The organism is Streptococcus suis, from assembly GCF_019794555.1.
Lineage (GTDB): Bacteria > Bacillota > Bacilli > Lactobacillales > Streptococcaceae > Streptococcus > Streptococcus suis_AB.
In genome coordinates this window covers 1-13522 of sequence record NZ_JAIMEP010000017.1, presented here as the reverse complement: position 1 = coordinate 13522, position 13522 = coordinate 1, and the positions used below count along the sequence as shown (strand labels likewise).

Genomic DNA, 13522 nt, shown 5'->3' with positions numbered 1-13522 from the left:
AATATTGCAAAATAGCATCGAAAAGCAATGTATTTTTTTTTTTTTTTGAATCCATAGGTCATCTTTTTGTAGATTTTTATCCTAGTTTTAAGTATACTAATCTAAAAAAGATTGAAAGGAATATTATGTCGAATCTATACCCGTTTGGACCAACCTTTAAACAATTACGAGAGAAAAGAGGGCTCAGCTTAAAAGAGGCTGCTTCTACGATTGTATCACCGCAATTTCTGAGTCGATTTGAAAAGGGAGAAAAAGGAATTTCATTAGAAAACTTTGGTCGATTATTAATTGTACTTGGCTTGGAGTGGAGAGACTTTGCGACTGCATATGCAAATAATGGTGGAGATTGCATAGAGTTTCCATCTATTGAATTTGCTAAGCACATCAAAAATGAAGAAGACATTATTCGTTACATGCCCGAGTATGAAAAATTATTTGAAGTTTATCTAAAAGATAATCCTCTCCAAGCAGATATATTATTAAAAGTTGTCAAACTTGGACATTATCCAACTATTACTAAATCTGAAGATACCGTTTCAAAAATTCAACACATCATTAATTATCTTATGCGACTTGAAACATATAGCAGTACAGAGTTAGAATTATACTGTCGTATAATCAATCACTGCTCCTTTGAATTAGTTGAGCATATGTCCAAACAACTTATGTTTATGTATAGACAGGCTGCCGATACCGATACTCATATTCGTATTTTAAATGGATTAACTTTCACAGCTAAGCACTACTCTGAACAAGGATATTATAAAAAGGCAGATGATATTATACAAGAAGTGAAGAGTTTACAGACATTTGAACGTGGCTATTTAGCAATACCTCTCATGTTCCTTGAGGTAGAACATGTTTATAATCAATTTCGCTGGAATCGATTGGAGGCAATTGAGCTTGCTAGAAATCTATTAAATTATTTAGAAAGCGCCAAATTTATCGACCAAAACTACTACTCTAATTTCATCAAAGCTTTTACCTATCATTGCCAAAAATTGAATAAAACAGGTAAAGAATTATTTTAAAGCAAAATAGCTTAGAATGATGTATTTGAATACATCATTCTAAGCTATTTTCTATTATCTGTTGTCGAGCCAAAAATTTGTATCTAATTTAATCCAACAACTTAGCCAATTCCTGAGCCAAGAGTTGTTGAGCAACTTGGGGATTAGCTTGTCCCTTGGTTGCCTTCATCAAGAAGCCTGTAAAGGCCTTATCAGCATTGCGTTTGCCAGACTTGAAGTCAGCTACGGCTGCTTCGTTATCCGCAAAGACTTGGTGGATAATCGGAATGAGGACCGCTGGGTCTGAAATCTGTACCAGGCCAGCTTTCTCAACGTAAGCCTTAGCAGAGCCACCTTCTTTCGCCAAGTGAACAAAGACTTTCTTGGCAATCTTAGATGAAATAGTACCATCCGCAATCAAGGCAATCATCTCGACCAAGTTTTCAGGTGTTAAGGCGATTTGCTCAATAGTCTTACCTTCAGCATTGAGGAACTGAGCCACTTCACCCTGCAACCAGTTAGAAACTTGTTTAGCATCGCCACCTGCTACCACTGCTGCTTCAAAGAAATCAGACAGAGCCTTGGTAGACGTCAACTGACCAGCATCGTAGGTAGTCAAGCCCAAGTTTTCCACATAGTTGGCACGGCGAGCCTTTGGAAAGACTGGCAATTCTGCACGAACTTCCTCAATCCAGCTATCATCAATCTCATAGAGTGGCAGGTCTGGCTCAGGGAAGTAACGGTAGTCAGCTGACCCTTCCTTGACACGCATGAGAATAGTTTCCCCAGTAGATTCATCGTAACGGCGAGTTTCCTGCTGGATTTGACCACCTGAACGCAAGATTTTCGCCTGACGTTCTACTTCGTGTTGCAAGCCCTTGCGAACATAGTTGAAGGAGTTGAGGTTTTTCAACTCAGTCTTGGTACCAAATTTTTCTTGACCATAGGGGCGAAGGGAAATGTTAGCATCCACGCGCATAGAGCCCTCTTCCATCTTCACATCTGAAATACCAGTGTACTGAATGATTTCTTTAAGGGCGGTCAAGTAAGCATAGGCCTCCTCAGGGGAACGCATATCTGCTTCTGACACAATCTCAATCAACGGCACTCCTTGACGGTTGAGGTCCACATAAGAGTAACCATCTGTACCGTGGGTATTTTTACCTGCATCTTCTTCTAAATGCGCACGCTCGATACGAATTTTCTTGGTTGATCCGTCTTCTAGCTCAATCTCAATCCAGCCATTGTAGCCAATCGGCTCGTCAAACTGGGAAATCTGATAGGCTTTAGGATTATCAGGATAGAAATAGTTCTTACGGTCAAAGTGCATTTCCTTGTGAATGTCCATGTTCAAAGCCAAGGCAGCCTTGATCCCCGCATCCACAACGCCCTTGTTGAGGACAGGAAGGACACCTGGGAAAGACCAGTCAATCACGTTGGTATTAGCATTTGGATCCTCACCAAAATGAGCAGATGAAGGTGAGAAAATTTTCGAGTTGGTATTCAACTCCACATGGACTTCTAGACCAATAATCGTTTCAAAGTTCATTAATTAGCACCTCCAAAAATCACTGGTTGTTGCTTGTGATAGTCTGTTGTCGCTTCAAAGGCAGCAGCTACTTGGTAAATGGTCTCTTCTGAATATTTTGGACCAATCAACTGCAAGCCAACTGGCAATCCTTCTACAAAACCAGCAGGAATCGAAATCCCTGGAAGACCTGCCAAGTTGACAGGAATGGTCAAAAGATCCGCCAAGTACATGGCCACAGGGTCATGGTTGAGCGTGTCCAAACCAAAGGCAACCGTCGGAGCTGTCGGACCCAAAATCAAGTCATAGTCCGCAAAGACTTTTTCAAAATCCTGGATAATCAAAGTCCGCACCTGGCCAGCCTTCTTGAAGTAGGCATCGTAGTAACCAGATGACAAGCTAAATGTACCTAACATAATACGACGTTTGACTTCCTCACCGAAACCTTGGCTACGAGTTTTCACGTAAATCTCATCCAAGTTTGTCGCATCTTCTGCACGGAAACCATAACGGATCCCGTCAAAACGTTGCAAGTTAGAAGAGGCCTCTGATGATGCAATAATGTAGTAAACAGCAACCCCATACTTAGAATGTGGCAGGCTGACTTCCTCGATAATGGCCCCCAGGCTTTCCAAGTGCTTAGCAGCCTTGAGAATGGTTTCCTTGACCTGTGGATCAATCCCTTCGCCCATGTATTCTTTTGGCAAAGCAATTTTCATGCCTTTAATATCTTGACCAATCTTGCTAGTAAAGTCTGCAATCTCATTAATAGTAGAAGTAGCATCCTTAACATCATGACCAGCAATAACATTCAATAATTGAGCATTTTCCTTAACAGTCTGTGCAAATGGGCCTATTTGATCAAGTGATGAGCCAAAGGCAATCAAGCCAAAACGTGACACTGTACCATAAGTTGGCTTCATACCGACAATCCCATTAAAGGCTGCTGGCTGACGAATCGAACCACCAGTGTCGGAACCCAATGACAAACGGACTTGACCGGACGCAACTGCAGCGGCTGAACCACCTGAAGAACCACCAGGAACTTTTGTTTGATCCCAAGCATTTTTCGTTGGCTTGAAGGCAGAGTTCTCATTAGAACCACCCATGGCAAACTCATCCATGTTGGTCTTACCAACAACAATCATATCCTTGGCATAGGCCAGAGCAACCGATGTCGCATCGAAAATCGGCTCGTAGTTATAGAGCATTTTTGAAGCTGCCGTGGTTAAAATCCCCTTAGTAGAGATATTATCCTTGACTGCCAAAGGAATCCCTGCCATAACATTGTCCGCATCAATCCCCTTTTCGTCTAAGGCGACAGCTTGCGCCAAGGCCTTTTCCTCAGTAATCGTCAAGAAAGCATCCACTGCCCCCTCACGGCTTTTAATGTCTTCCAAGGTTGCCTTGGTTAACTCCGTTGCAGAAATCTCCTTTTTGACAAGGAGGTCATGCAATTCATCAATGGTTTTATTGTTAAAAGTCATTAGGCATCTCCTCCCCCATCTAAAATTGCTGGTACCTTAATATAATGATCTTTAGATTCAGGTACATTTTTAAAGAGTTCCTCACGACTCTCACCCTGTTGAGCAACATCTGCTCGCAACACATTCTTACGATCAGCCATAGTTGTTGTTACTGCAACACCTGTTGTATCTACTTCATTGAGCAATTCAACCATATCAACAATTTTACTCAAAGTAGTCGCGAATTCCGCAGTTTCTTGATCCGAAAACTCTAGCTTAGACAGCTTGGCAACATGACGGACTTCAGCTTCAGAAATCTTCATTCTAACTTTCCTCCTAATGGAATCTATCTTCTCATTATATCATATTTCTAACCCACCACAAAGGTTGAAATAACTGAGTATGTAAGATTATTCAGCAAAAAACCAGTCCACAGACTGGTTCCTAAACATTATTCAATAACCGTCGCACCGAGTACATGACGTAGGTGATTCAGTGCAAACTGATGACTCTCCTCCGTCAATGCAGCAATTGCTGATGCAACTACTTCAATCCGATACCCCTTATTATAGGCATCAATAGCCGTATGGAGGACACAGATATCAGACAATACACCTGTTAAAACAACCGTATCCACACCACGTTCCCGCAAACGAATATCCAAATCTGTTCCAGAAAAGGCCGAATAATGCCGTTTGTCCATCCAACGGACACGCTCATGATCCTTATTTTCCAGATAAAAGTCTGCTAAAGGACCATACAAATCCCGACCTGACGTACCGATAATATTATGAGGCGGAAAGAGCTTACTTTCAGGGTGAAACTCATCCCCTGTTTCATGCCCATCAATCGCAAAGAAAATATAATCTCCATTTTCAAATGCTTCAGATGTAACCTGAGCAATCCGTTCTGAGATGGCTTGTGCAGGCTTACCTGCAGTTAACTTTCCCTCATCTGCAACAAAATCTATCGTATAATCTATTGAAATCAGTGCTTTTGTCATCTTAGTAATCACGTTTCTTTATTTCATCAAAAATTGCTGGAATCAGTACTTTCAAATAAGTACCTTTCATTCCTAAGGAACGACTTTCAATAATCCCTGCACTCTCTAATTTACGTAGCGCATTCACAATAACAGAGCGTGTAATACCGATACGATCTGCAATAACAGATGCCGTCAACTGACCTTCATTGCCATTTAACTCACCCAAGATAGCCGCGACAGCTTTCATCTCTGAATATGAAAGTGTATTAACCGCCATATTCACAGCAGCGCGTCGACGAATATTTTTTTCATCTTCTTCTCTTTGGAAGTTCAACAATTGAATTCCCACCACAGTCGCAGCAATCTCAACCAAGATCAAATCATCATCAAGAAACTGACGATCATTCCGCCAAATAATAAGTGAGCCAAAACGAATCCCTGTCACATGAATAGGGGCAATCGTAGTCAGACCATTTGGATACGTCGAACGTGACTCAACAGGGATAGCCGTCAATTCACTTTCTACTGGCAAATTGACTTGAGTATCATAGATCTGGGCGACAGCTTTTACGTACTCCTCGGGATACTGTTTATTGATATAGAACTCTTCAACCCTGTCATTATTGGTCTTATAGTTCATGTGATAACCTAAAATTTCACCCTCGCTATTGATAATACAGGCATTGCAGTCAATAATATCAGACAAGTGCTCCGCTATCGCATTGTAAGGCAATTCTTCTGCCAGTTTTTCTTCGGAACGTTTCAAAATCGATGTAATGTTCCGTGTTTTTTCTAATAATGTTGTCATAAATTCCTCTTTACACTGTAATTGCTTTCAGTATAGCAAAAATTGAGTGAAATTTCAATAATTATCAGAAAATTTACTATTGTTGGTAAAATATTGACAATTTCTCACTCTGACATCAAAAAAGTCGGAGAACCCCCGACTTTCCTTCACTCCTAACGTCGATATTGCGCTAAGAATCGTGTCATTTTTTCTTGAATTTCTGCTAGTTCGTCAACACGTGGTAAATAAACAATACGGAAATGATCTGGCTCTTTCCAGTTGAAACCTCGTCCATGAACCAACAATACTTTTTCTTGCTTCAAAAAATCAAGAACAAACTGCTCGTCATCATCAATTCGATACATTTCTCGATCAATTTTAGGGAAAATATACAGACCTGCTTTGGGTTTAACAGCAGACAGTCCAGGTATATCTTGAATCGCCCTTGTAATGAACTCACGTTGTTCATAAAGTCGCCCACCTGGAGTCAACAATTTATCAACAGATTGTACACCACCTAATGATGTCTGCACCACCTGCTGGGCTAATACGTTGGAACATAGACGCATATTGGACAGCATGTTTAAGCCTTCGATATACCCTTTCACATGATGTTTAGGGCCTGATAACACCATCCAGCCAACACGGAAACCACAGATACGATGTGATTTTGATAGACCATTCATCGTTACAACAAATAAATCCGGTGCCAAGGTCGCAATTGGAATATGAACCGCTCCATCAAATACCATACGGTCATAAATTTCATCAGAAAAAATAATGAGCTCATGTTTCCGAGCAATCTCAACGATTCCTTCCAACACTTCTTTTGGATATAAAGCACCCGTTGGATTATTAGGATTGATAAGAACAATAGCCTTAGTCCGTGATGTCACCTTGGATTCCATATCCGCTAAGTCAGGATACCAGTCTGCAGACTCATCACAAACATAGTGAACTGCATGTCCACCAGCTAAGCTTACCGCTGCTGTCCACAAGGGATAGTCAGGCATCGGTACCAACACCTCATCACCATTGTCCAACAAGCCCTGCATAGACATGACAATTAACTCACTAACACCATTACCAAGATAAATATCATCAATATCAACATTTGGAAATTTCTTGAGTTGACAGTATTGCATAATCGCCTTACGAGCTGAGAAAATACCCCGACTGTCCGAATAACCTTCTGATTTACGAGCGTTATGGATTAAATCACGAATGACCTCGTCTGGCGCAGTAAAACCAAATTCAGCAGGATTTCCGGTATTCAACCGTAAAATCTGCTCACCATTAGCACGCATCCGCATAGCCTCTTCCAAGACTGGACCACGAATATCGTACGCAACGTCATCTAATTTCATTGACTTCTCAAATTTTCTCATAAGTCACCTCGACTTTCTTATGGTTTATATTGTACTGTAAAAGTAAAAAAATCACAAGAATACTTTACATTTTTTCAAAAAAGACTTATAATAAAAATGTAAGCGAATACACTGCTTATTTGTGTTCTCCACTTGAAAGGAGTGATTGGTATGTCTCAATCTTATAAAACAATTCTAGTCGCTGTTGATGGTTCAGCCGGTGCTGAACTAGCACTACACAAGGCTATCCACGTCGCAAAACGAAATCAAGCACGACTGATAATTGCCCATGTCATTGATACACGAGCATTACATAACGTTGTTGCTTTTGATGCAACAGTCTATGAGTCTTTAGAACGTGAAGCTGAACTATTACTAGAAGATTATAAACAGGAAGCACTGAATGCCGGTATAGAAGATGTTCAAATCCGTATAGAATTTGGTAACCCAAAAACACTCTTGGCGGTAGATATTCCAAAGGAAACCGGTGCTGACCTAATGCTACTTGGTGCAACTGGGTTAAATGCTTTTGAAAGATTGCTCATTGGTTCCTCTTCAGAGTATATCATGCGTCATGCAACGATTGACTTATTGATTGTACGAGAAGGCGAGAAAGTTTTATAAAATCATAAAGGACTTGATTTTAGTGATCAAGTCCTTTCATCTGTCTCTTTAGCTCTTCTTCAATTTTTCTTTCGGGAGCCAAACGCTCCTCCCAATCATTTGGCTTTAAAATTTTATGAGTGACTGGGTCAAAATGAGCACGTCCATCCGGAAATCTTTTGCCCATATTAGCTTCATGGACTAGCTGAAAAATCGGCTCTGGATCCACTCCCATTAATACAAAAGAACCATAGGTAAAATACAAAAGGTCCAATAAAGCATCCACTTGATCATGCAAAGAAACCTTTGCCTCTTTTTTTCCTTCTATCTTAGCAGCAGCCTTATCTAATTCAGAGTGTAGCCACTCAATCCCTTCTCTAAAACCACTCTCATTCTGTGAGGAAGCATGAACAAATTCAACAATTTCTTCAATTTTAAACCCTGCCCTGAAAACGGCTGTCTCAAAATCATACTCCTTTGGAAACTCTTGAGTTTGACCATCCATCAGGTGATGAAACTCTTTTACACGATTAAAATATTGATCCTTACTTTTAAACATTTTGTTCCTCTACTAGATTAAAATGACGTAAGCCTTTATAGATACCATCCTTATTGTTCGTATCAGTTATATAAGAAGCCACTTGTTTTGCTTGCTTTGTCCCATTTTTCATGGCAACAGAATACCGAACCTCTCCCAACATCTCAATATCATTATTTGAGTCTCCAAAAACCATCACTTCATCGGTCGAAAAATGATAAAAATCTCCTAACCGTTTGATACCAATCAGTTTTGAATTCCCCTTGCAAATAATATCCGTCGCATAAGGACTTGAACGAGTAAAAGTTAATTGTGGAAAATGCTCCGCTAATCGCTGCGCCTCTTTTTCCATCGTTAATAGCATCATTTGATAAATGGGTTGAGTAATCAAATGATTGAAGCTTCCCTTATTTTGCGGTCTCACAATACGGATAATATGGTTAAAAATAAAGTTTACAAAGCCCGCACAAACTTCAGGGACCATACGTGAAATTCGGTAAGCAAAATTCCCAGTCCCCATACTCATAATGCCACTACCAACTACCCCTAATGCAGTACCAAATGAAAGATCACGTTGGAATTTTTCGGCATACGCAATCATTTTATTGATGTCTTCTTTTTCAATTGGCTGGCTAAAAACCACTTCATCTCTTGTAAAAACATATTGTCCATTGTAAGCAACTGCCATATCAAGTCCCAGACTAGCCATATATTGTAAGATAAAGCGCGGATCTCGACCAGTTGCCAAACCAACCAAGATTCCTCTTGCTTTCAACTGGTTAATGGCAAGAATAGTTGACTTACTCACAGTTCGGTGGTCCGTCAATAAGGTTCCGTCGATATCAAAAAAAACTGCCTTCACTGTCAACCATCCCACCTACTTTCATTAGAATTGTGTTACAATTAAGTATAGCATATTTTGAAAGAATCAGGAAAATTTATGAAAAAAATTCTCGTTCTCCATACTGGGGGAACAATTTCCATGCAAGCAGATCAAAACGGCGCTGTCGAATCAAGTCCCATTAATCCAATGACCCAAGTCACTTCACCAATAGAGAACATTGAAGTAGTGTCCGTTGATTTTTTGAATCTTCCTAGTCCTCATATTCAAATTGAGCACATGATGATGATTTATAAAAAAATTAGAGAAGAAGCCTCCCATTTTGACGGGTTTGTCATCACACATGGAACTGATACCCTAGAGGAAACAGCATATTTTTTGGACACAATGTCTATTCCACAAAAACCAATAGTGGTGACAGGTGCTATGCGCTCTTCTAACGAATTAGGAAGCGATGGAATCTATAATTATAGAACTGCACTTCGTGTTGCTGCTGATAAAAAATCTGCTGACAAAGGTGTTCTTGTGGTCATGAACGATGAAATTCATGCTGCGAAGTATGTAACAAAAACACATACAACAAATATTTCAACCTTTCAAACACCAACTCATGGACCTTTGGGCCTTGTGACAAAACGGGAAATACTCTTTTTCAAGGCAGCCGACAAACGTGTCCGCTTTGATTTACAGGCCATCAACGGTGTTGTCCCAATCATCAAATCATACGCAGATATGGATACTATCTTACTGGATGCACTTGTAGAGGCCCCCATTTCTGGCTTAGTAATTGAAGCCTTAGGAGCTGGAAACCTACCACCAGCAAGTATTTCAGCCATTAAAAAACTTATCAATAAGCAACTTCCTATCGTGCTCGTCTCACGTTGCTTCAATGGTATTGCAGAACCAGTATATGCCTACGATGGTGGCGGAATACAATTGGAAGAATTAGGTGTCTTATTTGTAAAAGAACTGAATTCCCAAAAAGCACGTATCAAATTACTGATTGCCCTAAATGCTGGCTTGAACGGGCAGGATTTAGCTGATTATATTCAAGGATAAAACAATAGGTGCACGATTTTTTCATGCACCTATTGTGTTTTTTTGCTAAAAATAGATATTCTTAATAATCAACCATTTCCCATGGTAAGCTTCATGAAAACGGTAAGGCTCCAACAAATCACTTTCAGTCAATTGCTGTGTAATTAAAGATTAATAAGGTATTATCTTCAGATTAAGAAAGAGAACATATTTGCACTACTTATAATCCCAAAGGTTCCTCAAACATTTAATCCAATATCGATTGATGTTCTAAATTTTCCAGTAAACAGAACCACATTGGATTGTTCTGCCAATTTTCTTCCGTGACAATTCGCTGAGCCACACGCCTAGCCTCTTCTAAAATAGGATAATCTTCAATAATATTGGCAACTTGAAATTCCGGTAAGCCCGATTGTCGTGTTCCGAAAATTTCACCTGAACCCCGCATTTTTAAATCAACTTCTGCCAGAACAAAACCATCCGTTGTCTCGGTCATTGTGGCCATACGCTCTTTACCAGATTCTGTTTTTGGATCCGCGACCAAGATGGCGTAAGATTGCTTCACTCCACGACCTACACGACCCCGCAACTGGTGTAATTGACTCAGCCCGAAACGATCCGCATCCATAATGATCATTACCGTAGCATTCGGTACATTGACACCAACTTCTATAACTGTAGTTGAAACTAATATGTCTACATGCCCATGCTTAAACTCCTGCATGATTACTTCTTTTTCATCATTTTTCATTTTTCCATGCAATAATTCAATCGATGCTTTTGAACCAAAATGGTGTTCCAACTCCACTTTTAAATCAATGGCATTTTTTAAATCAAGCGTCTCGGATTCTTCAATCAAAGGTGAAATAAAGTAAATCTGAGCCCCTTTTTTCAATTCCTTCTCAAGCCACGACAATACAACTGGCAATTGAGCATGCTTCACCCATCTTGTTACAATTGGTTTCCTTCCTGCTGGTAATTGATCAATAATGGAAACATCCATATCTCCAAAAGCAGTGATTGCCAATGTTCGAGGAATTGGAGTAGCCGTCATCATTAGCACATCAGGGTTTTCACCCTTTTCACGAAACAACTTCCGTTGTTTGACCCCAAAACGATGTTGTTCATCCGTAATGACTAATCCCAATTTGTGATAAATAACACCTTCTTGAATTAAAGCGTGTGTCCCAACAATCATATGGACATCTCCACTAGCAATATGCTCTAACGCCTCTCTTTTCTCTCCAGCTTTCATACTACCAGTTAATAATGAAATTTTACATTCAGGAAATAAAGAACTAAGAGTTTCATAATGCTGCTCTGCCAAAATTTCTGTCGGAACCATTATTGCAGCCTGCATACCGGCAGTCACCGTAGCGTACATGGCTAAACCAGCAACAACCGTCTTACCAGAACCAACATCACCTTGTAATAAACGATTCATATGACCTGGATGCTTCATATCTTGTAAAATTTCATTTAAAGCATTCTCTTGCGCATCTGTCAGTGAAAAAGGCAAGGTTTCTAATTTTCTTTGAAGAGAGTCCTCAACATACTGAATTTCTAATCCATTTGAAATATTCCGATTTTCATGTTTTAACAATTGTAGCTGCAATTGGAAATATAATAATTCCTCGAATTTAACTCTTCTGAGGGCTTGGCGATATTCTTCCAAATCATTCGGAAAATGCATAGCATAAATAGCTCGTTTTCTATCCATTAATTGATAATGGCTTAATAGAATCTCTGGAATATTTTCAGAAACCAAATCCAAATAGCCCGTATCTACAGCAGAACGAATTAATTTCGCAATACTGGCCTGAGTAATACCTTGTGAAACATGATAAACTGGCTGTAAGTCCTCGCTTTGATGTGATAAAATCTTAAGCCCAGTCAAACTAGCCTTCGCCTTATCCCATTTTCCCCAAACGACCAGTTCTTGTCCAGGAACAACCTTATCTGCCAAATATGATTGATTAAAAAAAGAGACAGAAACAACAATTTCGCCCTGCTTAATAGAAAATCTTAACCGATTTCGCTTCCCATAATATTGGACCGTCGCCGGAGTTACAACCTGACCCTTTAGAACAGCTTTTTCCCCATCCTGCAAATCAAATACAGATTTAACTTCAAAATCTTCATAACGAAAAGGGAAATAAAGTAAGGCATCCTCAATTGAATCAATCCCAAGCTTACTAAACTTTTCAGCTGATTTTGGACCTATGCCAGGTAATACAGATAAGTTATTCGATAATTTCATCATAGAACTATTATATCAAAAGAAAAGAAAATACGAGTTTAAAAACAAAAAAAGGAGCATTAGCTCCTCACAAAATATAGTCCGTACGGGATTCGAACCCGTGTTACCGCCGTGAAAAGGCGGTGTCTTAACCCCTTGACCAACGGACCATATAAAATGGGCACGAGTGGAATCGAACCACCGACCTCACGCTTATCAGGCGTGCGCTCTAACCATCTGAGCTACGCGCCCAAACTATTATAAAAGTTTGGTAAAAAGAACGAAATGTTCAAAGCGGGTGACGAGAATCGAACTCGCGACAACAGCTTGGAAGGCTGTAGTTTTACCACTAAACTACACCCGCTTAAATGGGAGTTAACGGGATCGAACCGCTGACCCTCTGCTTGTAAGGCAGATGCTCTCCCAGCTGAGCTAAACTCCCAATGGGTGGGACTTAGCTCAGCTGGGCAATGGAGAAAACTGCGTTTTCCTCATCTCCAACTTGAAAGCTCGAATTCCTCTCACTTTCAACTAAGCTAAACTCCCATATGGAGATTTCTCTCCAAATCTTGCTAAGCGACTACCGTATCTAACAGGGGGCAACCCCCAACTACTTCAGGCGTTCTAGGGCTTAACTGCTGTGTTCGGCATGGGTACAGGTGTATCTCCTAGGCTATCGTCACTTAACTACTGTTGAATGGAATTGTACTCGGACTAAAATCCTAGTGAAAAAGATAAACTTCCTAGAGTCTACAGACTCTGCGTCAGTGTCCTATTTTCTTACGGATTTTGTAACGCCCTCGTTACTTCACTTTATCCACTCAAAATTGAATATCTATATTCTAACAAGAAACAACCACGCTGTCAATATTGACTTCGTTGAATTTTTCTTATCTAGGATAAGTCCTCGAGCGATTAGTATTGGTCCGCTACATGTGTCGCCACACTTCCACTTCCAACCTATCTACCTGATCTTCTCTCAGGGCTCTTACTAACTTAATGTTATGGGAAATCTCATCTTGAGGTGGGTTTCACACTTAGATGCTTTCAGCGTTTATCCCTTCCCTACATAGCTACCCAGCGATGCCTCTGGCGAGACAACTGGTACACCAGCGGTAAG

The 13522-nt window shown here is 40.2% G+C and carries 10 protein-coding genes, 4 tRNA genes, 2 rRNA genes and 1 pseudogene; 3 read left to right on the top strand and 14 right to left on the bottom strand.

Annotation, left to right across the window (positions count from 1 at the left end; genetic code table 11):
- Positions 1-125: 125 nt before the first annotated feature.
- A complete protein-coding gene (locus K6V48_RS07725; protein ID WP_105126793.1) occupies positions 126-1031 on the top strand; it encodes a helix-turn-helix domain-containing protein in 906 nt (301 codons plus the stop codon).
- 88 nt (positions 1032-1119) lie between these two features.
- On the opposite strand, the gene gatB is transcribed toward K6V48_RS07725, so the two are convergent.
- The 6 genes from gatB to K6V48_RS07695 form a co-directional block, all read right to left on the bottom strand.
- Positions 1120-2559, bottom strand: coding sequence for an Asp-tRNA(Asn)/Glu-tRNA(Gln) amidotransferase subunit GatB (gene gatB / locus K6V48_RS07720; RefSeq protein ID WP_222368878.1), 1440 nt, complete (start codon positions 2557-2559; stop codon positions 1120-1122).
- Entirely contained in the window at positions 2559-4025 is a 1467-nt protein-coding gene (gene gatA, locus K6V48_RS07715) for an Asp-tRNA(Asn)/Glu-tRNA(Gln) amidotransferase subunit GatA (RefSeq protein WP_222368876.1), read from the bottom strand. Before gatA ends, gatB begins: the two co-directional genes overlap by 1 nt.
- Positions 4025-4327, bottom strand: coding sequence for an Asp-tRNA(Asn)/Glu-tRNA(Gln) amidotransferase subunit GatC (gatC, locus tag K6V48_RS07710; protein ID WP_222368874.1), 303 nt, complete (start codon positions 4325-4327; stop codon positions 4025-4027). The genes gatA and gatC overlap by 1 nt, the downstream gene beginning before the upstream one ends.
- Before the next feature lie 128 nt (positions 4328-4455).
- Positions 4456-5007 carry a cysteine hydrolase family protein gene (locus K6V48_RS07705; RefSeq protein ID WP_024391782.1) on the bottom strand — a complete coding sequence of 184 codons (552 nt, stop codon included), beginning with the start codon at positions 5005-5007 and terminating at the stop codon, positions 4456-4458.
- A 1-nt stretch (position 5008) separates the two neighbouring features.
- A complete protein-coding gene (gene codY, locus K6V48_RS07700; protein ID WP_024397619.1) occupies positions 5009-5797 on the bottom strand; it encodes a GTP-sensing pleiotropic transcriptional regulator CodY in 789 nt (262 codons plus the stop codon).
- Positions 5798-5949: 152 nt separating this feature from the next.
- Positions 5950-7164, bottom strand: a complete 1215-nt coding sequence (locus K6V48_RS07695) for a pyridoxal phosphate-dependent aminotransferase (RefSeq protein WP_024391780.1) — start codon at positions 7162-7164, stop codon at positions 5950-5952.
- A gap of 150 nt (positions 7165-7314) precedes the next feature.
- Here K6V48_RS07695 and K6V48_RS07690 point away from each other — a divergent pair, with 150 nt between their 5' ends.
- On the top strand, positions 7315-7767 hold the full coding sequence (locus K6V48_RS07690; RefSeq protein WP_222368873.1) for a universal stress protein: 453 nt from the start codon (positions 7315-7317) through the stop codon (positions 7765-7767).
- Between the two features lie 19 nt (positions 7768-7786).
- Here K6V48_RS07690 and K6V48_RS11855 read toward each other — a convergent pair.
- Positions 7787-9152: pseudogene (locus K6V48_RS11855) on the bottom strand (HAD-IIB family hydrolase).
- 72 nt (positions 9153-9224) lie between these two features.
- Here K6V48_RS11855 and K6V48_RS07675 point away from each other — a divergent pair.
- Positions 9225-10184 (top strand): asparaginase, encoded by a 960-nt coding sequence (locus K6V48_RS07675; protein ID WP_222368870.1) that lies wholly within the window; start codon positions 9225-9227, stop codon positions 10182-10184.
- A 226-nt stretch (positions 10185-10410) separates the two neighbouring features.
- Here K6V48_RS07675 and recG read toward each other — a convergent pair whose 3' ends face one another.
- The 7 genes from recG to K6V48_RS07640 form a co-directional block, all read right to left on the bottom strand.
- Positions 10411-12423: an ATP-dependent DNA helicase RecG gene (recG, locus tag K6V48_RS07670; protein ID WP_404830143.1), complete on the bottom strand. Its 2013-nt coding sequence runs from the start codon at positions 12421-12423 to the stop codon at positions 10411-10413.
- Between the two features lie 77 nt (positions 12424-12500).
- Positions 12501-12572 (bottom strand) — tRNA-Glu (locus tag K6V48_RS07665).
- 8 nt (positions 12573-12580) lie between these two features.
- Positions 12581-12654, bottom strand: a tRNA-Ile gene (locus tag K6V48_RS07660).
- A gap of 41 nt (positions 12655-12695) precedes the next feature.
- A tRNA-Gly gene (locus tag K6V48_RS07655) sits at positions 12696-12766 on the bottom strand.
- Positions 12767-12771: 5 nt separating this feature from the next.
- A tRNA-Val gene (locus tag K6V48_RS07650) sits at positions 12772-12844 on the bottom strand.
- Between the two features lie 129 nt (positions 12845-12973).
- A 5S ribosomal RNA gene (gene rrf, locus K6V48_RS07645) occupies positions 12974-13089 on the bottom strand.
- 208 nt (positions 13090-13297) lie between these two features.
- A 23S ribosomal RNA gene (locus K6V48_RS07640) occupies positions 13298-13522 on the bottom strand; the annotation flags it as partial.

Bases quoted from the DNA above. Each gene is read 5' to 3' on its own strand.
- gatB (WP_222368878.1), bottom strand. From the start codon at position 2,559: ATGAACTTTGAAACGATTATTGGTCTAGAAGTCCATGTGGAGTTGAAT.
- K6V48_RS07725 (WP_105126793.1), top strand. From the start codon at position 126: ATGTCGAATCTATACCCGTTTGGACCAACCTTTAAACAATTACGAGAG.
- recG (WP_404830143.1), bottom strand. From the start codon at position 12,423: ATGAAATTATCGAATAACTTATCTGTATTACCTGGCATAGGTCCAAAA.
- gatC (WP_222368874.1), bottom strand. From the start codon at position 4,327: ATGAAGATTTCTGAAGCTGAAGTCCGTCATGTTGCCAAGCTGTCTAAG.
- K6V48_RS07675 (WP_222368870.1), top strand. From the start codon at position 9,225: ATGAAAAAAATTCTCGTTCTCCATACTGGGGGAACAATTTCCATGCAA.
- gatA (WP_222368876.1), bottom strand. From the start codon at position 4,025: ATGACTTTTAACAATAAAACCATTGATGAATTGCATGACCTCCTTGTC.
- K6V48_RS07695 (WP_024391780.1), bottom strand. From the start codon at position 7,164: ATGAGAAAATTTGAGAAGTCAATGAAATTAGATGACGTTGCGTACGAT.
- K6V48_RS07690 (WP_222368873.1), top strand. From the start codon at position 7,315: ATGTCTCAATCTTATAAAACAATTCTAGTCGCTGTTGATGGTTCAGCC.
- codY (WP_024397619.1), bottom strand. From the start codon at position 5,797: ATGACAACATTATTAGAAAAAACACGGAACATTACATCGATTTTGAAA.
- K6V48_RS07705 (WP_024391782.1), bottom strand. From the start codon at position 5,007: ATGACAAAAGCACTGATTTCAATAGATTATACGATAGATTTTGTTGCA.